The 18,402-nt window shown below is 68.0% G+C and carries 18 protein-coding genes and 1 tRNA gene; 4 read left to right on the top strand and 15 right to left on the bottom strand.

The features are described 5' to 3' along the window. Positions 1–6 precede the first annotated feature (6 nt). The 12 genes from ACZ9GM_RS07580 to ACZ9GM_RS07525 form a co-directional block, all read right to left on the bottom strand. The gene (locus ACZ9GM_RS07580) at positions 7–960 is read right to left on the bottom strand and encodes an aldo/keto reductase (RefSeq protein WP_476037522.1); all 954 of its coding nucleotides are present in this window, start codon (positions 958–960) and stop codon (positions 7–9) included. Between the two features lie 113 nt (positions 961–1,073). Continuing rightward, a complete protein-coding gene (locus ACZ9GM_RS07575; protein ID WP_476037521.1) occupies positions 1,074–1,931 on the bottom strand; it encodes a fused MFS/spermidine synthase in 858 nt (285 codons plus the stop codon). After that, positions 1,898–3,601, bottom strand: coding sequence for a dihydroxyacetone kinase subunit DhaL (gene dhaL, locus ACZ9GM_RS07570; RefSeq protein ID WP_476037520.1), 1,704 nt, complete (start codon positions 3,599–3,601; stop codon positions 1,898–1,900). Before dhaL ends, ACZ9GM_RS07575 begins: the two co-directional genes overlap by 34 nt. Before the next feature lie 11 nt (positions 3,602–3,612). Next, positions 3,613–4,284, bottom strand: coding sequence for an aminoacyl-tRNA hydrolase (pth, locus tag ACZ9GM_RS07565; RefSeq protein ID WP_476037519.1), 672 nt, complete (start codon positions 4,282–4,284; stop codon positions 3,613–3,615). Continuing rightward, positions 4,281–4,841: an aminoacyl-tRNA hydrolase gene (gene pth, locus ACZ9GM_RS07560; protein WP_291473059.1), complete on the bottom strand. Its 561-nt coding sequence runs from the start codon at positions 4,839–4,841 to the stop codon at positions 4,281–4,283. The genes pth (ACZ9GM_RS07565) and pth (ACZ9GM_RS07560) overlap by 4 nt, the downstream gene beginning before the upstream one ends. Positions 4,842–4,941: 100 nt before the next feature. Then, entirely contained in the window at positions 4,942–5,586 is a 645-nt protein-coding gene (locus ACZ9GM_RS07555) for a 50S ribosomal protein L25/general stress protein Ctc (protein ID WP_291473147.1), read from the bottom strand. Between the two features lie 219 nt (positions 5,587–5,805). After that, complete coding sequence (locus tag ACZ9GM_RS07550) at positions 5,806–6,771, bottom strand: ribose-phosphate diphosphokinase (RefSeq protein ID WP_291473146.1); 966 nt, start codon at positions 6,769–6,771, stop codon at positions 5,806–5,808. Between the two features lie 102 nt (positions 6,772–6,873). After that, positions 6,874–8,343 (bottom strand): bifunctional UDP-N-acetylglucosamine diphosphorylase/glucosamine-1-phosphate N-acetyltransferase GlmU, encoded by a 1,470-nt coding sequence (gene glmU, locus ACZ9GM_RS07545; RefSeq protein WP_476037518.1) that lies wholly within the window; start codon positions 8,341–8,343, stop codon positions 6,874–6,876. 118 nt (positions 8,344–8,461) lie between these two features. Beyond that, complete coding sequence (locus ACZ9GM_RS07540) at positions 8,462–8,608, bottom strand: hypothetical protein (protein ID WP_291473144.1); 147 nt, start codon at positions 8,606–8,608, stop codon at positions 8,462–8,464. Positions 8,609–8,872: 264 nt separating this feature from the next. After that, a complete protein-coding gene (locus tag ACZ9GM_RS07535) occupies positions 8,873–9,229 on the bottom strand; it encodes a hypothetical protein (protein ID WP_476037517.1) in 357 nt (118 codons plus the stop codon). Beyond that, complete coding sequence (locus ACZ9GM_RS07530) at positions 9,222–9,470, bottom strand: hypothetical protein (protein ID WP_291473142.1); 249 nt, start codon at positions 9,468–9,470, stop codon at positions 9,222–9,224. The genes ACZ9GM_RS07535 and ACZ9GM_RS07530 overlap by 8 nt, the downstream gene beginning before the upstream one ends. 98 nt (positions 9,471–9,568) lie before the next feature. Then, a tRNA-Gln gene (locus tag ACZ9GM_RS07525) sits at positions 9,569–9,639 on the bottom strand. A gap of 82 nt (positions 9,640–9,721) precedes the next feature. Here ACZ9GM_RS07525 and mfd point away from each other — a divergent pair. Both mfd and ACZ9GM_RS07515 read left to right on the top strand, forming a co-directional pair. Next, entirely contained in the window at positions 9,722–13,408 is a 3,687-nt protein-coding gene (mfd, locus tag ACZ9GM_RS07520) for a transcription-repair coupling factor (RefSeq protein WP_291473141.1), read from the top strand. Between the two features lie 10 nt (positions 13,409–13,418). Then, on the top strand, positions 13,419–14,525 hold the full coding sequence (locus ACZ9GM_RS07515; protein WP_291473140.1) for a MazG nucleotide pyrophosphohydrolase domain-containing protein: 1,107 nt from the start codon (positions 13,419–13,421) through the stop codon (positions 14,523–14,525). Here the strand turns inward: ACZ9GM_RS07515 and ACZ9GM_RS07510 are convergent. From ACZ9GM_RS07510 to ACZ9GM_RS07500, 3 genes are read right to left on the bottom strand one after another with little or no spacing between them, the layout of a single operon-like run. Continuing rightward, entirely contained in the window at positions 14,428–15,318 is an 891-nt protein-coding gene (locus ACZ9GM_RS07510) for a metal ABC transporter permease (RefSeq protein WP_476037516.1), read from the bottom strand. The two genes, ACZ9GM_RS07515 and ACZ9GM_RS07510, sit on opposite strands and share 98 nt — an antisense overlap. A 1-nt stretch (position 15,319) precedes the next feature. Continuing rightward, entirely contained in the window at positions 15,320–16,018 is a 699-nt protein-coding gene (locus ACZ9GM_RS07505) for a metal ABC transporter ATP-binding protein (protein WP_291473138.1), read from the bottom strand. Continuing rightward, on the bottom strand, positions 16,015–16,911 hold the full coding sequence (locus tag ACZ9GM_RS07500) for a metal ABC transporter solute-binding protein, Zn/Mn family (RefSeq protein ID WP_291473137.1): 897 nt from the start codon (positions 16,909–16,911) through the stop codon (positions 16,015–16,017). The genes ACZ9GM_RS07505 and ACZ9GM_RS07500 overlap by 4 nt, the downstream gene beginning before the upstream one ends. Positions 16,912–17,023: 112 nt before the next feature. On the opposite strand from ACZ9GM_RS07500, the gene ACZ9GM_RS07495 reads away from it, so the two are divergent. Then, positions 17,024–17,722, top strand: a complete 699-nt coding sequence (locus tag ACZ9GM_RS07495; RefSeq protein ID WP_291473136.1) for a metal-dependent transcriptional regulator — start codon at positions 17,024–17,026, stop codon at positions 17,720–17,722. Then, a complete protein-coding gene (locus ACZ9GM_RS07490; protein ID WP_291473135.1) occupies positions 17,719–18,378 on the top strand; it encodes a lytic transglycosylase domain-containing protein in 660 nt (219 codons plus the stop codon). Before ACZ9GM_RS07495 ends, ACZ9GM_RS07490 begins: the two co-directional genes overlap by 4 nt. The last annotated feature ends 24 nt before the right edge of the window (positions 18,379–18,402 follow it).

Here is an 18,402-nt window from a genome sequence, read left to right as displayed (position 1 = left end):
GCCCGGTTACTGCAGCGGCTTCTCCCAGCCGCCACGGACCTTGACCCCGGTGGCGGCGGCGAGCTGCTCGATCTCGTCGATCTCGGCGTCGGTGAGGGTGAGACCAGCGGCCCGGACCTGGGAGTCGATGTGCCGGGTCTTCGTCACCCCGATGATCGGCAGCGTGCCCTGGTTGCGGGCCCAGGCGGTGGCGACCTCGGCGACGGACAGTCCGCCGTGGGTCTCGCCGATCCGGGCCATGGCCGCAGTGAGTTCGGTGAGCTGCGGCAGCACCGGGTTGTATTTCTCCGCCCGTCCACTGCCCTCGGGCAGCGGATTGCCGATGCCGTAGGCGCCGGTCAGAGCGCCCTGCTCCAGCACCATGTACGGCCAGAAGGCGATGCCGTTGTCGCGGCAGTACGGCAGGACGCCGGTGGTCTCGGAGTCCCGGAAGAGCAGGCTGTAGTGGTTCTGCACCGCAGACAGCGGGACGCCACTCTCGGCGAGGATCTCCTCGACCCGCCCGATCTGGGCGAGGCTGTGGTTGGAGACTCCGACCTGCCGGATCCTCCCTTCCTTGACCAGCGGGATGAGCTGCGGGGTCCAGCACTCGATGTCGTCCTGGTTGTGGATCCAGTAGACGTCGACGTAGTCGGTGCGCAGCCGTTCCAGGCTGGCGTCCAGCATCTGTTCCATGGAGTCGCCGTACAGGTGGGCGATACCCGGGGTGAACTTCGTGGACAGCTGGTAGACGTCCCGGTCGTACCCGGCGAGGAGCTCACCGAGGATGGTCTCGGACGCGCCCATGGCGTAGACCGGTGCGGTGTCGAAGAGGGTGAGCCCGGCGGCCATGGCGGCGTCCACCACGGGTTTCAGGTCGGCGGTGTCGAGGTGGTTGCCGAAGACGGTGTCGCCGCCGACATCACCGGAGCCCCAGGACCAGGTACCGAGGACGACGGAGGGGGAAGAAGTGGAAGTCATGGCCTCATTGTGTCCTTGTCGAGGGCTGCGCGCCGTGCGCCGGGATTGCGTCACATATTCCGGGGTTCTGTGCCACGGATGCGGGGAATCGGTGACGCACACCCGGCGGGAGGTCAGTCGGCGTCCCGGCGAGGTGTCACTCCGGAGAAGAACTTTCGTACCCAGGCGTCATCCTTGAATTGTGCCGGCACACCGCCACCGAGCAGCTCCTTGACCGGTGGTTCCGCAATCTCCACGTCGGACCCGATGAGGATGATGTTGCCGTAGCGGCGTCCTTTGAGCATCGGTGGATCGGCGATCACCGCGAGGCGGCTCCACACCTCCGCCATGCCGGCCAGCTCCGCCTTCGCGCCGCGCAGGTCGGAGTGGTCACCGCAGTTGGCGACATAGAGACCATCGGAGGCCAGACCCCGGTGACAGTCGGTGAAGAAGTTGACGGTCGTGAAACTCTCCGGGGTCACGGCTCCGGCGAAGACATCCCGGATGATCACGTCTCGGCTGGCCGGGGTGAAGGACGCGGCGACCTCGCGGGCGTCGTCGACCCGGATCTTCACCCGGGGGCTGCGGGGGATGTCGAACCACTGCCGGGACAGTTTCGCCAGTTCACCGTCGAGTTCCACGACCGTGTTCCGCGAGTCCGGGAAGACGTCCGCGAAGTACCTGGCCATGGTGCATGCTCCACCGCCGAGGTGGGTGATCCGGCGCGGGTTCAGGAATCCACCGTTGACCTGCGCCTGCACCGCCGAGGCGATCCACCGCATGTATTCGAAGGCCAGGTCCCTCGGTGCCCCGATCTCTATGTGGGAACTGGGCACGCCGTTGATGCTGATCAGCCAGCCCGACCCTGAGGAGGGGTCCGCCTCCAGCTCGACGATCCCGTAGTCGCCCTCGTACACCCCGGCGACCGGGGTCGGCTCCGCCGCCTTCTTCGCCACGGTCAGTTCATCTCCCCGGCGTTGCCGAAGAGCCATGCAACGACGAGTGCGCCGGGGTCGATGACGCCCTTGGCGCGTTCACCGAGGTAGGACGCCCTTCCCTTTGACGCGGTGATCTCCGCGGTGGACCTGGCACCGGCGATGGCCGCCTCGTGGACGGCGGCGAGGTCCGGGTCCGCCTCCGGATCCTTCCCGGCCACTGCCCGGGCGGCCTCGGCGGCGGGGGCGAGGGCATCAACCATGGTCCGGTCGCCTGGCCTGGCGCCACCGAGCCCGGTGACGGCGTCCGAGGCGCGGGTCAGGGCTTCGGCGAGTTCACCGGCGGTCAGTGCAGCCGAGGTGCCCCGGGCGGCGGTGGTCGCCATCTCACGGAACATCGTGCCGAAGACGGCACCTGAGGTACCGCCGGCGCGGATGAACAGGCGACTGGACAGTGCGGCCAGCACCTCGGCGTCCGTGCCCTTGAGAGGATTCGGCAGGTCACCGAAGGCGGCCTGCATGTTCGTGCCGAAGTCACCGTCGCCGGCCAACCGGTCCAGTTCGGTGAGGTCGTCGACGGAGGTGACCACGCCGGCGACGAAGTCGGTGAGCCACCGGTTCACCGCAGACCCCTCCGTCCCCGGGGCATCCTCGGGCACGACCGTGGTGGCGTCCACCGGCTGCGGATCCACACCGACCGTCACGGGCCAGGCGGGCGCGGCGGTCGGGGCGTCGAGCAGTTCCACGACGGTGTCGCCGTCGGCGTCATCCAGCCGGGTGAGGGTGACCGAGACACCGGCCATGTTCACCGAGGTGACGTAGCTGCCGACGATGCTGCGGGCCACGGACACACCCCGGTCGTCGAGAAAGCGCAGCACCTCGTCGAAGACCAGGTCGAGCTCGAGGTTCGTGGTCGCGCCCAGCCCGTTGACCAGGCAGAGGACGCGGTCTCCTTCGGCCAGGCCGAGGTCCTCTACGACCGCACCCGCCAGCCGGGCGACGACCTCGTGGGCGGGGGCCACGGCGGTGCGGTCCACACCGGCCTCGCCGTGGATACCGACGCCGACCTCCATTTCACCCTCACCCAGGTCGAAGGTGTACCGGCCGCTCGTCGGCAGGTGTCCGGGGGTCAGGGCTGCAGCCATGGACCGCGAACCCTCGGCGACCACGCGTGCCAGCCGGGTGACCTCGTCGATGTCGTCGCCCCGGAACGCGGACGCCCCGGCGACTTTCTCGACGAGGACCGTCGCACCGGTGCCGCGGCGCCCGGGCCCGGAGTCGGAGGAGGTGGCGACATCATCGGCGACGATGACCTCCCTGGTCTCGACCTCGGGCAGCCCCTGCCGTGCGACCCGGAAGTTGATGACGTCCCCGGTGTAGTTCTTGACGATGTGCACCACGCCCCGACCGGCATCGGCGGCACGGGTCGCCTCTGTGACCTGTACCGCGTTCGGGGAGGTGAACAGGAGCCCGGGGACGGCCGCGGCGAGCATGCCTTCCCCGAGGAAGCCCGCGTGCATGGGTTCGTGGCCGGAGCCTCCGCCGGAGATCACGGCGACGGCGGGCGAGCCGGACGCATCCACCACCGGGGAGCGACGGGCGATATAACCGGCGGAGTTCCAGGTCGCGTCCGGGTGGGACGCCACGAAACCACCGAGGGCCCGGGGGAGGAAGGAATCAGGGTCGTTGCGGAAGGACCGCGGGGAGAGCGGGGAAACAGAGGCCATACCTCAGCACCCTACCGCCCGTGGATCTCGTTCTGCGCGGCAGGCACACCCCGTCGTGCGATGATCTCCACGGCGTCCGCGGCGGTGCGGACGGCATCCTCCAGCAGCTCCCGGGACAAGGATCCGTCACCGGGGCGACCCAGCACATGGTCGACCACGGACTGCCCGTCGGAAGGCCGGCCGATGCCGACCCGGATGCGCACGTAGTCCCGTGTCCCGAGCTTCTCGGAGATGGACTTCAGTCCGTTGTGCCCGTTCTCGTTGCCGCCGACCCGGATCTTCACCTTGCCGGCAGGCAGATCCAGCTCGTCATGGATCGCGATGACATGGTCGGCGGGGATCGCGTAGGACGTCGCCAGTGGTGCCACCGCCAGACCGGACTCGTTCATGTACGTCGCAGAGCGCACCAGCAGAATGCCGTGGTCATCGATACCGGTGCGCGCGACCTTCGCCTGCACGCCGGGAATCCCGATGAGGCGCTCCCGGTGGCGGCGCAGGAGTTCATCCACCACGCGGTAGCCGATGTTGTGTCGGGTGGCAGCGTACTTCGCACCCGGGTTACCGAGACCGACGACCATCCACTGGGCGGCGGGCAGCGCGTCCCACACGGACTCCTGCTTCGACGTCGTGGATCCGACCCGGGGACGCCGGAACAGGCCCTTCAGTGTATCGAGGATGCTCATGCCGTCACCGTCCCTGCGGCGAGACCGGTGACCAGGTCCGCGGCGTCCGCGCACATGACCGGCACCTCGGCCTGCTCAGCCCTCGAGAAACGCCTGAGGACGAAGGACGCCGGGGCCATGCGTCCCGGCGGGCGTCCGATGCCCACCTGGATCCGCAGGAAATCCTGCGTCCCCAGCGACTTGGCGATGTCCTTGAGTCCGTTGTGCCCGTTGAGCCCGCCACCCTTCTTCAGCTTCACCGCACCGAGGTCGAGGTCCAGCTCATCGTGGACGACGACGACCTGTGCGGGCTTCACCTTGAAGTACCCGGCCAGCGCCTTCACCGGACCACCGGAGAGGTTCATGAAGCTGCGCGGCTTGGCCAGCACGACCTTGCGGTCACCCACGCGGATCTCGTCGACGTGCGCGTTGACCTTCTTGTTGACGCTGAAGTGGTCACTCAGTTCATCGAGGACCGTCGCGCCGATGTTGTGCCGGGTGCCCTCGTAGTCGGCACCGGGGTTCCCCAGTCCCACGACGAGCAGCGGGGAGGCTCCGTTGGTGTTCACGGGCACCATCATGGCACAGGATACGGTGACGAAATAAGCCACCCCTCATGCCCGTGGGCGCAAGGGGTGGCGGGGTTCCCGGCAGTGGCCGGGGGAGGGGGGAGTGTGACTACTCCGCGTCCCCGGCGGGGGCCTCCTCTGCGGCGTCGGCGGCCGGAGCCTCGGCACCGGTCTCCTCGGCGGCGGCGTCAGCCTCAGCCTCGTTGTCCTCCGGGGCGGTGAAGTTGACGACGAGGGTCTCGGCGTCGGAGGTGAGGGTGACACCGGCCGGGAGGGTGACGTCGCCGGCCAGGATCTGGTCGCCGATCTCCTTGCCGTCGAGGGAGACGGTGAGCTCCTCCGGGATGGAGAGCACGTTGGCCTCGACGGTGACGGTGTCGGCGTCCTGGATGTACTCGACACCCGGGGCCGGCTCGCCCTCGACGACGACGGGGACGTCGACCTCGACGGTCTCGTCGCGCTTCACGGCGAGCAGGTCGGCGTGGTCGATGTCGAAGGTCAGGACGTTCTGGTCGACGGACTTGATGAGGGCGAGGTACTTCTCGCCGTCGACGTCGACGTCGACCAGGGCGTTGACACCGTGGTTACGCAGGATGCTCTGGAACTCGAGCAGGTCGAAGCTGACGTGGACCGGCTCCTGGTGGTTGGCGTAGACGACGGCAGGGACGCGCCATGCGCGACGCAGACGGCGGGCGGCGCCCTTGCCGAACTCGGTGCGCGGCTGGGCGGTGATGTCGATGATCTTGGTGGCCATGGGGCTCTCCTTTTCTGTTTCTGGTCAGGACCTCTGACCGGGACAACGACGTTCGGACTCAGCTGCGGTCAGGAACGGCTCCGTGAAATGACAGAAGCCGCGACCTGGGCCGCGGCGTTTTCGTCCCGCGTGCTGTCCTGAAGGAGAAGCAGTGGGAACGGATTCGCGCCGATAACGGCCGGTGATTTCACCGGCCCTCGCCGAGACGCGATGAGTCTATCACTCGAACAGCGTGGTGACCGAACCGTTCTCGAAGATCTCGTGGATCGTCTTCGCGACCAGCGGCGCGATCGGCAGGACGGTGAGGTTGTCCCAGCCCTCCGTGTTCTGCGGGAGGGTGTCGGTGGTGATGACCTCACGCACACCGCAGGCGTTGAGACGTTCACGGGCCGGGTCGGAGAAGACACCGTGGGTGGTGGCGATGATGACGTCGGAGGCACCTGCCTTGCGCAGCACCTCGACGGCACCGGCGATGGTTCCGCCGGTGTCGATCATGTCGTCGATGAGGATGCAGGTGCGGCCCTCGACGTCACCGATGACGCGGTTGGCGGTGACCTTGTTGGCGACGTCGATGTCACGGGTCTTGTGCACGAAGGCGAGCGGGGCACCGTCGAGGATGTTGGACCACTTCTCGGCGGTCTTCACACGGCCGGCGTCGGGGGAGACGATGGCGATGTTGTCGGCGCCGTATTTCCCGCGGATGTAGTCCGTGAGAATCGGCATCGCGTGCATGTGGTCGACCGGGCCGTCGAAGAAGCCCTGTATCTGGTCGGTGTGGAGATCCACAGCGACGATCCGGTCCGCACCGGCGGTCTTCATCAGGTCGGCGATGAGGCGGGCGGAGATGGGCTCGCGGCCGCGGTGCTTCTTGTCCTGGCGGGCATAGGGGTAGAACGGCAGGATCGCGGTGATGCGCTTGGCGGAGCCGCGCTTCAGGGCGTCGATCATGATGAGCTGTTCCATGATCGCCTTGTTCAGGGGCTGCGGGTAGGACTGCAGCACGAAAGCGTCCGACCCACGGACGGACTCCTCGAACCGGACGAAGATCTCTCCGTTGGCGAAATCGCGGGCAGTGGTCGGGGTAAGGGCGATCCCCAGCTCACGGGCCACAGCTTCACCCAGTTCAGGGTGGGCGCGACCGGAGAACAGCATCAGGTTCTTCTGGTTGTCGATCCAGTGGGACACGGCTTCTTCAGACCTTTCGGTGGGGTGGTCACGCCTGTGCACGCAGGCGGTATGACACAGATCATGTTAGGGCGCGGCCGGGCGGGGGCCCAACCGACCCCCTTACTCGGTGCTTTCGGTGCTTTCCCGGGCGTTCTTCGCGGCCTCTGCGGCCGGCGTTCCGGGGCGCTTACGCTCCACCCAGCCTTCGATGTTGCGCTGGTGGCCACCGGAGACCACGAGGGCCCCGGCCGGCACGTCGTCCTTGATCACGGTACCGGCACCGGAGTACACACCGTCGCCCACGGTCACCGGCGCGATGAACATCGTGTCTGAGCCGGTGCGCACGTGGGATCCGACCGTGGTGTGGTGCTTGGTGACGCCGTCGTAGTTGACGAAGACGGAGGACGCGCCGATGTTGGAGTACTCGCCGACGGTGGCGTCCCCGATGTAGCTCAGGTGCGGCACCTTCGACCCCTTGCCGATGGTGGCATTCTTCGACTCGACGAAGCCGCCGAGCTTGCCCTCCTCACCGAGGACGGTGCCCGGGCGCAGGTAGGTGAACGGCCCGACGTCCGCCCGCTCGCCGATGACCGCCTCGACGGCGTGGGCACGGACCACGGACGCACCCTCACCGACGGTGACGTCGAGGAGGGTGGAGTCCGGCCCGACGGTGACATCGTCGGCCAGCGTGGTGCGGCCCTTGAGCTGGACACCGGGCAGGATCGTCACATCCTGGCCGATCTGCACCTGCACGTCGATCCAGGTGGTTGTGGGGTCCACCACGGTCGCTCCACCGCGCATCGCGGCCTCGACGGTGCGCCGGTTGAGCTCGGCACCCGCGGCGGCGAGCTGCACCCGGTCGTTGACACCGGCGAGCTCGCGGGCGTCATCGGCGATGTGGGCGCGGACCGGACGACCGGCGTCCCGCGCGATGCCGAGCACATCGGTGATGTACAGCTCGCCCTGCATGTTGTCGGTGTTCAGCCGGGTCAGGGCATCCCGCAGGACGCCGGCGTCGAAGGCGAAGACACCGGAGTTGACCTCGTCGACCTCACGCTCGGCTTCGGTGGCGTCCTTCTGCTCGGCGATGTGGGTGACCTCACCCTGTTCGTTGCGGATGATCCGCCCGTAACCGAAGGGGTCGGGCAGCCGCATGGTCAGCACGGTGACGGCGGTGGGCACCTCGGTGTGTGCGGCGAGCAGTTCGGTGAGCGTGTCGCCGGTGAGCAGCGGGACGTCGGCGTTGGTGACGATGACGGTGCCCTCGAAGTCCTCGAGCTGCGTCATACCGGCGGCGACGGCGTCCCCGGTGCCGTTCTGCTCCTCCTGTACGGCGATGGCGAGCTCGGCGTCCAGTTCCTCACCGATCGCCTCTGCGGCGGGGCCGACCTGGTCCCGTCCGTGGCCGACGACGGCGACGATCCGGGACGGACGGAGGGCGTCCGCGGCATGGAGACTGTGGGAGAGCAACGTGCGACCGCCGATGGCGTGCAGCGTCTTCTGGGTCTTCGACTTCATGCGGGTGCCGGCGCCGGCGGCGAGTACGACGACGGCGACCGACGATGTGTCGGTCTGATGGTCAACAGTCACAGTGGTTGTGTCCTTAGCGTGTCACTGGTCACAGGGAATCCTCGTCAGTCTAACGCCGGAGATGCCGGGAGTAGGGGGAGAGGTGGTGGGCAGGGCGAGTCGCGCGGTCCCCGGGCACCTACTCCGTGGGGTTCAGGACGAAGACGACGTTCTCGGTGCCCCGGTCCGTGCTGACGCTGTCGGAGAACCGGCCGCGACCGTCTTCGTCGACGTAGAGCGGAAGGTATCCGTCTTCTTTGAGTGCCTCCTCGTCTCCGGTCTTCATTGAGACCGCGATCCGACCCGCGCTTTCTCCTGGACACTACGTACCGGTCCCGCACATTGTGCCGTCGTCAAGGACCAGAGAGGGAGGGAGTCGCAGGTGAGGACATCGTCAGTGGAGTCGTACATGGTGTTCCCGGACACGACCTTGCTGTTGTCGAGGGAAGTGACGGCCTGATCAGGTCTGAGAGAACCGCAACTCTCATCCGGTTCATGCACCAGCTTCCCGTCCGGGATGTGGACGACGTAGGCCCTGGTGGGGGTCCCGTCAGGCTCTGTGCGAGACAGGACGCCCCCTCATCGTGAAGAAGGCGAAGTCGCCGGCAATCCCGACGTCGTCGAGAAGATCAGTATCCCCGACTCCGACGAGGTCGCGTGCCCGCCAGTTCTCATTGCCGGAGTCCTGCTCGTGAAAGATCCCTGTCAAACTGATCCTCGTGCCGTTGTTGCCCAACTCGGTGGAGCAGCGGTTCACGGTTGTCCCCTGGGTGTCGTACCCGACAAGATCCCCCTCCTTCCCGGCGTCTTCACCGCCGAGGAGCACAACGCTGCCGGTGAGTGGATCGGTCAGGGACGGGCTCGATCCGCCGACATCGGTCGCGCCATCCAACGGCCCGTCAAACACCGGCGTTCCCTCTGCGTCCCACACCGGGAGGAAGACCCTTGCGCCAGAGCGCAACGTAGTCGGTGTTGTCTCTGGTGAACTCCTCGAGCCGGTAGTCCTTCTGCTCGACCGAGGTGTCTTTCAGAGGCGTGGCCTGCAGGATTTTCACTGGCTCGCCGTCAGCCGAGCGCTTCACGGAATTGAGTTCGGCGTGGCGTTGTTCCGGCGGCCCCCGGAGTCGGATGGTCTTCCCGGTGAACATTCTTGGCTCCTCATGATCATTGTGTGGGCCGTTCCACAGTGAATAACAAGGGGGTGAGAGAGGAGGTGTTTTCGGGGAGCGTTCCCCGACGCTGATTGCTCCCCCACCAGGACTCGAACCTGGAATGCCGGTACCAAAAACCGGAGTGTTGCCATTACACCATGGGGGAAAGAGGCCCTGAGGTCTCCGCGACACTGTACCGCACCCACCGCACGCCTTCCGCGTCCGCGCCACCACTACGATGGACCACCATGAGCACGAGCCCCAGCCCCGCCCTGTCCGGCGTCCTCCGCACCCTCGCCGGCGATCCGAAACTCCGGGGTCTGGTCACCCACGTCGGTGATTCCCGCCTGCACATCCAGGGACCGGAGGCCTCCTGGCCCTTCGCCCTCGGCACCCTCGCCCAGCACGCGCCGGTGCTGGTCATCACCGCCACGGGACGCCAGGCCGAGGACCTCACCGCTGAACTCACCGCCATGCTCGGCGATGTCGTCGCGCAGTTCCCCGCCTGGGAGACGCTGCCCCATGAGCGTCTCTCGCCGGGCATCGGCACCGTCGCCGAGCGGATGCGCGTCCTGCACCGGCTGGCGCACGGCGAACTCAAGGTCGTTGTCGCCCCGACCCGCGCCGCCGTCCAACCGGTGATGGCGGGCCTCGGGGACATCACCCCGGTCCGTCTGGCGGAGGGGGAGGAGCTGGACTTCTCCGAGGTACAGGAACGCCTCGTCGAGTTGGGGTACACCCACGCCGACGTGGTTGGACGCCGCGGAGAGTTCGCCACCCGCGGCGGCATCCTCGACATCTTCCCGGGTACCGGTGAGATGCCGGTACGTGTCGACTTCTGGGGCGACGAGGTCAGCGAGGTCCGGGTCTTCTCCGTCGGCGACCAGCGCACCGTACCCGGTGTCGACCCCGGTGAGGTTCTCGTCCACCCGGTGCGTGAGCTGCTCATCACCGACCACATCGCCGAGCGCGCCGGCGTCCTCGCCCGCGAGAACGCCGGCAACCCGGAGTTGGCGGACGCCCTCGACAAGATCAGCCAGCACATGCCGGTGCAGGGCATGGAGTCCCTCATCCCGGTGCTCTTCGACGGCACGATGCAGACGCTCCCCGAACTCATGCCGGAGGGCACCCACACCGTCGAACTCACCCCGGGCGCGGTCGCCCGTCGGGCCGAGGACCTCATCGCCACCGGCAAGGAGTTCCTCGCCGCCGGCTGGGAGGTCGCCGCGATGGGTGCGGCCGCGCCGGTCGACGTCGGTGCGATCGACCCGGAGTCCGCCGACCGTGCCGGATACCGCAGCGTCCGTAGCCTGGAGAAGACGCAGGACGCCCTGGGGCGGCCGTGGTGGACCGTGTCGCCGACCGGCCTCGCCGACTGGGAGACCGAGGACGCGGAGGAGGATGCCGAGCCGCTGCTGCTCGACTTCGCCCCGGCACCCGCCCCGCACGGCGACGTCGACGCTATCGGACAGATGATGGCCGCCGTCCGCGAACGTGTCGAGGCCGACGGCCGGGTCGCCTACGCCGCGCCCAACGCCACTGTCGTGGCCCGGATGCTCCGCCGGTTCCGTGAGGCGGGGATCGCCGCCGAGGCGGTCGGCGTGGACCTCGACGGGATCACCGGTCAGGGTCGGATGCGCCGTTCGAAACGCTCCACCGCCGACACCCCCGGCGCCGGTACTGTGAGCATCTACGCCGCCGTCGCCCACGGCGGTGTCGATACCCGCGACCTGCTGTTCATCACCGAGTCGGATGTCACCGGCAACCGGGTGGACGCTCGTGCCACCGGTAAACGCAAGGCCGCGAAGAAGCGCAACCGGGTCGATCCGCTGGCCCTGGAGCCCGGCGATCTCGTCGTCCACGACCAGCACGGCATCGGCCGCTTCGTGAAGATGACCGAGCGCACCATCGGCAAGGGCGCCGACGCGTCCCGCCGCGAGTACCTGGTGCTGGAGTACGCGCCGAGCAAGCGCGGTGGCCCCGGCGACCAGCTCTACGTGCCGATGGACCAGCTCGACATGCTTTCCCGCTATGTCGGCGGCGAGAAGCCCGCCCTGTCGAAGATGGGCGGCTCGGACTGGAAGACGGCGAAGAAGAAGGCGCGCGGTGCCGTGCGCGAGATCGCCGCGGAACTGGTGCAGCTCTACGCCGCCCGGCAGGCCGCACCGGGGTTCGCCTTCGATCCGGACAACCAGTGGACCCGGCAGATGGAGGAGGCCTTCCCCTTCACCGAGACCGAGGACCAGTACAACGCCATCGAGGCGGTCAAGGCCGACATGGAGAAGCCGGTGCCGATGGACCGCGTCATCGTCGGTGACGTCGGCTACGGCAAGACCGAGGTCGCGGTGCGTGCCGCCTTCAAGGCGGTGCAGTCCGGCAAGCAGGTCGCGATCCTCGTGCCGACCACCCTGCTGGCCCAGCAGCACTACCGGACCTTCGTCGACCGGATGCAGGACTTCCCGACGGTGATCCGCGAACTGTCCCGCTTCACCACGGGCAGGGAGTCGAAGGAGACCCTCGCCGGCATGGCCGACGGCACAGTCGACATCGTCGTCGGCACCCACCGGCTGCTGGCGACCGGCGTGCAGTGGAAGAATCTCGGTCTGGTCATCGTCGACGAGGAGCAGCGTTTCGGCGTGGAGCACAAGGAGCACATCACCTCGCTGCGCACCCACGTCGACGTGCTCACCATGTCCGCCACCCCGATCCCGCGCACCCTGGAGATGTCGATGACCGGCATCCGGGAGATGTCGACGATCCTCACCCCGCCGGAGGACCGGCACCCCGTGCTGACCTACGTCGGAGCACAGGACGACCGGCACGTCGCCGCGGCGATCCGGCGTGAGCTGCTGCGCGACGGTCAGGTCTTCTACGTCCACAACCGGGTGAAATCCATCGAGGACGCCGCGGCGCACATCCGCGAGCTTGTCCCGGAGGCGCGTGTCGTCGTCGCCCACGGGCAGATGAGCGAGGAGCAGTTGGAGACCACGGTCCAGGGGTTCTGGGACCGGGAGTTCGACGTGCTGGTGTGCACAACCATCGTCGAGACCGGACTGGACATCGCCAACGCCAACACGCTCATCGTGGAGAACTCGAACCATATGGGACTGTCCCAGCTCCACCAGCTGCGTGGCCGGGTGGGGCGCTCCCGCGAGCGCGCCTACGCCTACTTCTTCTACCCCAAGGGGGAGATGCTCACCGAGACCTCCTACGACCGGCTGCGCACCATCGCCGAGAACAACGACCTCGGCGCCGGTATGGCCGTGGCGATGAAAGACCTGGAGATGCGTGGTGCGGGCAATGTGCTCGGCGCCGAGCAGTCCGGTCACATCGCCGGGGTCGGATTCGACCTCTACGTCCGGCTCGTCGGTGAGGCGGTGGAGGCCTACCGGGCGATGGCCGACGGCGAGGTCGTCGACGGTTCCGACAAGGAGAAGAAGGAGATCCGGATCGACCTGCCGGTCGACGCCCACATCCCGGTGACCTACATCGCCAGTGAACGCCTGCGTCTGGAGGCATACCGCAAGTTCGCCGAGGCCGCCGACGACGACACCCTGGCCGGTGTCCTCGAGGAGCTCGTCGACCGCTACGGTGACTTCCCGGAGGAGGTTGAGCGGCTCACGGTGGTCTCCCGACTGCGGATGCTCTGCCGCGACCTGGACATCACCGAGGTGATCCAGACCGGCACGAAGATCAGTTTCTCCGCAGTCAATCTCCCGGACTCCGGTCAGGTGCGTCTCAAGCGACTCTTCCCGGCGGCGGTGTACCGTGCGACGCCGAAGACGGTGCTCATTCCCGCGCCGAAGGAGGGCTCCGGAATGCGGGCCGTTCTGCTCCGTGACGACGACCTGCTGCAGTGGTGCGCGAACGCCCTGACGGACCTCGCCGGGGTTCCGCGACGCAACCTGCGTGAGGGAGAGCCCGTCACCCGCTAGACTTACGTGCATGTCAGTCGTACTCCTGGATCCACGGTTCCCCGCGATGCTCCCGGTCGATGCCGTCCCGTTGCTCGGTGGCGACGTCTCGTACACCGAGGAGGTGCCGGTACGGATCCGTTGGGTGATCGCCGATCTGGGTGGTCACACCGTCGAGGAGGCCGAGGTCCTGGTCACCACCGACCCGGAGAACGAGCAGGTCCTGGCGCGGTTGAACCGTCGCGAGGACCTGGTGCGCTCGCCCAGTCTGCTGGTCGCGATGGAACCGGACCGCGAGCTGGAGGCGCCTGAACCCGCTGTCGACGGGCCGCCTGAGATCGACGTCTCCGGTGGGGGATACGTTGACGGCGAGATCGTCGGTACCGACGAGCACACGGTCGCCGTGGCCGGGATGCGACGCACCACCCGTACCGAGGTGCCGGGGTCGGTCATCGACGAACTGGAGGACGCGGTCGCCCTCATGGCCCGCGCAGTGCGTCAGGGGGAGTGGGAACAGGAACAGACCCACGCCAGCCTGCTGGCCTACCTGAGGGAGGAGACCGAGGAACTCGCCGAGGTCATCGCTGCCGGGGATGCCGCCGGGAGCTACGACGAACAGGAGCTGTGCAAGGAGCTCTCCGACCTGCTGCTGCAGGTTCTCTTCCACGCCGAGATCGCGAACCGGCGGGGATTCTTCGACATCGGCCACGTAGCCGGCGCCTTCGTGGCGAAGATGCGTAACCGTGCCCCCTACCTCTTCGAGGAGGCGGAGCGTCCGGTGTCCCGCGAGGAGCAGGACCGGCTGTGGGCAGAGGGGCGGGTCCGTGAAGGCAAGGAACCCTACAAGCGGGAGGAGCCGGAGGCCGAGGAGTTCCCCGCGGTCACCGGACTGCAGGCTGCGGCGTCCCCCCTTGCTGCGGCGGAGGAGGTCATCGCCGTCGCCCGTGCCGCCGGTCTGCCGGACACCGAGATCCCCACCGACATCCGTTACCCGATGGTCGGGCTGGAGTCCGACCAGCCCGGGGACGCCGAGAACCGGCTCATGACCGCGGTGTCGACGTTCCGGCGTCAGCTGGAGCAGCGTCAGGCGGGGTGGGGTGCTGAGACCGCCGATGACGCTGCAGCAGGGGAGCAGTGACCAGCCCCTCGCGAGGGGCGAAGAGGTAGGCCAGGACGAAAAGTCCCGCCTGGAAGAGCACGATCGTTCCGCCGGCGGAGACGTCGTAGCGGTAGCTCAGGGTGATACCGGCGACGGAACTGACCCAGGCCGCCAGGGGGGCGATGACCAGCATCCGGTTGATCCGGCGGGTCAGCAGGTAGGCGGTCGCACCGGGGGTGATGAGCATGGCGACGACGAGGATGACGCCCACCGCCTGCATCGCGGCGACGACCACCAGGGCGAGGCACACCATCACCGCGCCTCGGATGAGTCCGGTCGGGACACCGACGGCGCGCGCGTGGGCAGGGTCGAAGGCCCAGACGGTGACGTTGCGGCGCAGGACGAGCATGACGACCAGGGCGACCGCACCGAAGAGGAGGACCTGGACCAGGGCGTCGCGGGAGATCCCGAGCAGGTTGCCGAAGAGGATCTCCTGGAGGTTCGTCCCCGCCGGGGTGACCGAGACGAGCACGAGCCCGAGGGCGAACAGTGCGGTGAAGACCACGCCGATGGCGGTGTCCCCCTTGAGTGTGGTCCGTTCCCCGACGGTGCCGACGAGAGTGACGGCGATGAGTGCGGCGATCAGGGCGCCGATGGCGAAGGGCCATCCGACGATATAGGAGATGACCACACCGGGCAGGACCGCGTGGGAGACCGCGTCCCCCATGAGGGACCAGCCGATGAGCACCAGCCAGCAGGACAGCAGTCCTGCGGTGACCGCGGTGACGGTGGAGACGAGCAGTGCACGTTGGATGAATTCGTAGGTCAGCATCTCAGGCCACCATCCCGAACGTGGTCAGCAGGTTGTCGGTGGTCATGACCTCCGAGGGGACACCGTGGGCGATGACGCGGCTGTGCAGCATGGTCACCGTGTCACACAGGGCCTCCACTGACCCCAGGTCGTGGGTCGAGATGAGGATGCACACCCCGGACGCCGCCATCTCGTGCAGCAGCCCGGTGATCATCGCCTGACTGGTGGTGTCCACACCCGCGAACGGTTCGTCGAGCAGCACGGTCCGGGCCTGCTGCGCCAGGCCTCGGGCGACGAAGGTCCGCTTCTTCTGCCCGCCGGACAGCTGACCGATCTGGCGGTCGGCCAGGTCGGTGAGGTCGGTGCGCGCCATCGCGTCCGCCACGGCGTCCCGGTCGGTGGCACGCGGTCGGCGCAGGAATCCCATGTGCCCGTAGCGTCCGGTCATGACGACCTCGCCGACGGTCAGCGGGAAGGTCCAGTCCACCGCCTCGGCCTGTGGCACGTAGGAGACCAGGTGTCCGGCCCGGTCGGCGACCTCGACGGTGCCACGGGTCGGGGTGATCTCACCCATGAGGGTGTTGAACAACGTGGATTTGCCGGAGCCGTTCGTTCCGATCAATCCGTTGACCTGGCCGTGCTCCAGTCGCAGGTCCACGCCGTCGAGGGCGTGGACCTGGCCGTAGTGCACCGAAAGATCGCTGACCTCGATCGCACTCACTCCGCATCATCCCCGGTGAGGCCCCTGATGATGGTGTCGGTGTCGTAGCGGATGAGGTCCAGGTAGGTGGGGGCGTCCCCGCCCTCCTCGGTGAGGGAGTCGACGTAGAGGGTGCCGCCGTCGCGGGCACCGGTCGCCCGGACCAGCTGCTCCTTCGGGCCGGATTCGACGGTGGACTCGCAGAACACGGCCGGCACCTCGTTGTCCGTGACGAAGGACGCCGCCCGGCGGATCTGCGAGGGGGTGATCTCCTCACCGGAGTTCACCGGCCAGATGTAGCTCTCGGACATGCCGGCCTCGCGGGTGAGGTAGCTGAACGCCCCCTCGCAGGTCTGCAGTGCGCGCTGGTTCTCCGGTAGTGCCTCGAGACCCTCCTGCATGGTCGTCTCCACCTCCGCGAGCTGTGCCTTGTAGTTCTCGGCGTTGTCGCGGAAGGTGTCGGCGTCCGCCGGGGCGTAGTCGATGAAGGCGTCGGCGATGGAGTCGACGTAGTCGGCGGCGAGCGTGGGGCTCATCCACGCGTGCGGGTTCGGCTCGTCGGTGCCTTCGACCGGGATCGGGGTGATGCCGTCGGTGACGGTGACGCGGGTGGCGTCCGAGTCTGCCATCAGTTTGTCGAGCCACTTCTCGAGGTTGAGGCCGTTCGCGAGGATGACGTCGGCGTCCGCGGCGGCGCGGATGTCCCCCGGGGTGGGGTCGTAGCCGTGGATCTCCGCGCCGGGTCGGGTGAGGGATTCCACGGTGAGGGCATCTCCGGCGACCTCGGAGGCGATGTCGGCGAGGATCGTGAAGGTCGCGAGCACCTGCGGTGAGTTTCCGTCGTCGGCTGAACAGGCGGTGAGGCCGGCGGCGGTGACGGCAGCGGCCGTCAGCAGTGCAGTCGTCCGGGGCATATATTTACATCTCCTGAATCTTGGAAGTTCGTCATGTTGAACTCAAACTGTACAGGATGCTGAAACCCGGTTCGCGGAGGAGGGCAGGGTGCCCTCGGGTAAACTCCCCGCCATGCATGTCTCCGAACTCCCCGACAGGTCGCAGGACTACCTGAAGAAGATCTACGACCTCCAGGAATGGGGACGCGCCGGGTCCGGGGAGGCCGGCGGGGCCTCACTGTCGACCCTGGCGGCCGAACTCGACCAGCGCCGGTCCACCGCCTCCGAGGCCGTGAAGCGGCTCGTCGCCGAGGGACTCGTCCTGCACGCCCCCTACGGGGACATCACCCTGTCGGAGAAAGGACGCCTGCTCGCCCTCCAGATGGTCCGCCGGCACCGGCTGCTCGAGACCTACCTGCAGCGGGAACTCGGCTACGGCCGTGACGAGGTCCACGACGAGGCCGAGGTCCTGGAGCACGCCGTCTCCGACCTCTTCATCTCCCGGATCGACGCGGCGATGGGGCACCCCGACCGTGACCCCCACGGAGACCCGATCCCCGACCCGGACGGCCGTGTCACCGAGTCCGTCACCGTCCCCCTGTCGGACGCCGGGGTCGGCGACCGGCTGCTCGTCGACCGGGTCAGCGACCGCGACGGTGCGCTGCTCCGCTACCTGGAGGACCACGGCATCCTCCCCGGTGCGGTCATCGAGGTCGGCGAACGGCCTTACCCGGACATGGCGTCCCTGTCGGTCGTCGGGGATGACGGTGTAACCGAGGTCCAGCTGTCCGCGGCGTCCCTGGATGCCGTCCTCTGCCTGGCGGCCGAGTGAGACGCCCTGCAGGGTGCGCCGGCGTCGTCGCCGCGCTGGTACTGGTCATCGTGGTGGTCGGTGCCCTGGTCGTCGGTACCCGTGACTCAGCTCCGGACCGGTTCCAGGTCCCGGAGGATGTCCCGCCGGCCGCCGCAGCTGCGGTGGAGGATGTCACCGAGACATCGTCCGCCCTGCGGATCCCGGAGGACTTCCTCACCGCCTACCTCGACGCCACGGAGACCGTCACCGCGGAACTGCCGGACTGTGGTCTGCGCTGGAACACCCTGGCCGGGCTCGGCTACGCGGAGAGTCACCATGGAACCTACGGTGTCGAGGACGGGAAGATCATCGGCCCGAGGCTCGACGGCACCGGTGGTTTCATGGAGATCCCCGACACCGACGGCGGCCGGCTCGACGGTGACACCGAGTACGACCGGGCGCTCGGGCCGCTGCAGTTCCTGCCGGAATCCTGGCGCATGTACGGCGAGGGCGACCCCCAGAACATCGCGGACGCCGCCGTCGCTGCAGGTCGGCTGATGTGCGCGGGCGACCGTGACCTCTCCACCGCCGAGGACTGGACCCGTGCGGTCTTCGCCTACAACCACTCCGACCGGTACCTCGCCGACGTGCGGGACGCCGCCGCGAACTACGCGCTCGGGCAGTCCGCGAACTGACCGTCGGGCCACTGTGGAACAATG

The sequence above is a fragment of the Corynebacterium sp. UD i78 genome (assembly GCF_056280545.1).
This window is presented reverse-complemented; position numbering and strand designations above follow the sequence as displayed.

Coding starts and splice junctions, on each gene's coding strand:
- dhaL (WP_476037520.1), bottom strand. CDS start 3,601: ATGGCCTCTGTTTCCCCGCTCTCCCCGCGGTCCTTCCGCAACGACCCT.
- ACZ9GM_RS07575 (WP_476037521.1), bottom strand. CDS start 1,931: ATGGCTCTTCGGCAACGCCGGGGAGATGAACTGACCGTGGCGAAGAAG.
- ACZ9GM_RS07540 (WP_291473144.1), bottom strand. CDS start 8,608: ATGAAGACCGGAGACGAGGAGGCACTCAAAGAAGACGGATACCTTCCG.
- pth (WP_476037519.1), bottom strand. CDS start 4,284: ATGAGCATCCTCGATACACTGAAGGGCCTGTTCCGGCGTCCCCGGGTC.
- mfd (WP_291473141.1), top strand. CDS start 9,722: ATGAGCACGAGCCCCAGCCCCGCCCTGTCCGGCGTCCTCCGCACCCTC.
- ACZ9GM_RS07555 (WP_291473147.1), bottom strand. CDS start 5,586: ATGGCCACCAAGATCATCGACATCACCGCCCAGCCGCGCACCGAGTTC.
- ACZ9GM_RS07530 (WP_291473142.1), bottom strand. CDS start 9,470: ATGTTCACCGGGAAGACCATCCGACTCCGGGGGCCGCCGGAACAACGC.
- pth (WP_291473059.1), bottom strand. CDS start 4,841: ATGGTGCCCGTGAACACCAACGGAGCCTCCCCGCTGCTCGTCGTGGGA.
- ACZ9GM_RS07510 (WP_476037516.1), bottom strand. CDS start 15,318: ATGCTGACCTACGAATTCATCCAACGTGCACTGCTCGTCTCCACCGTC.
- ACZ9GM_RS07500 (WP_291473137.1), bottom strand. CDS start 16,911: ATGCCCCGGACGACTGCACTGCTGACGGCCGCTGCCGTCACCGCCGCC.
- ACZ9GM_RS07580 (WP_476037522.1), bottom strand. CDS start 960: ATGACTTCCACTTCTTCCCCCTCCGTCGTCCTCGGTACCTGGTCCTGG.
- ACZ9GM_RS07515 (WP_291473140.1), top strand. CDS start 13,419: ATGTCAGTCGTACTCCTGGATCCACGGTTCCCCGCGATGCTCCCGGTC.
- ACZ9GM_RS07495 (WP_291473136.1), top strand. CDS start 17,024: ATGCATGTCTCCGAACTCCCCGACAGGTCGCAGGACTACCTGAAGAAG.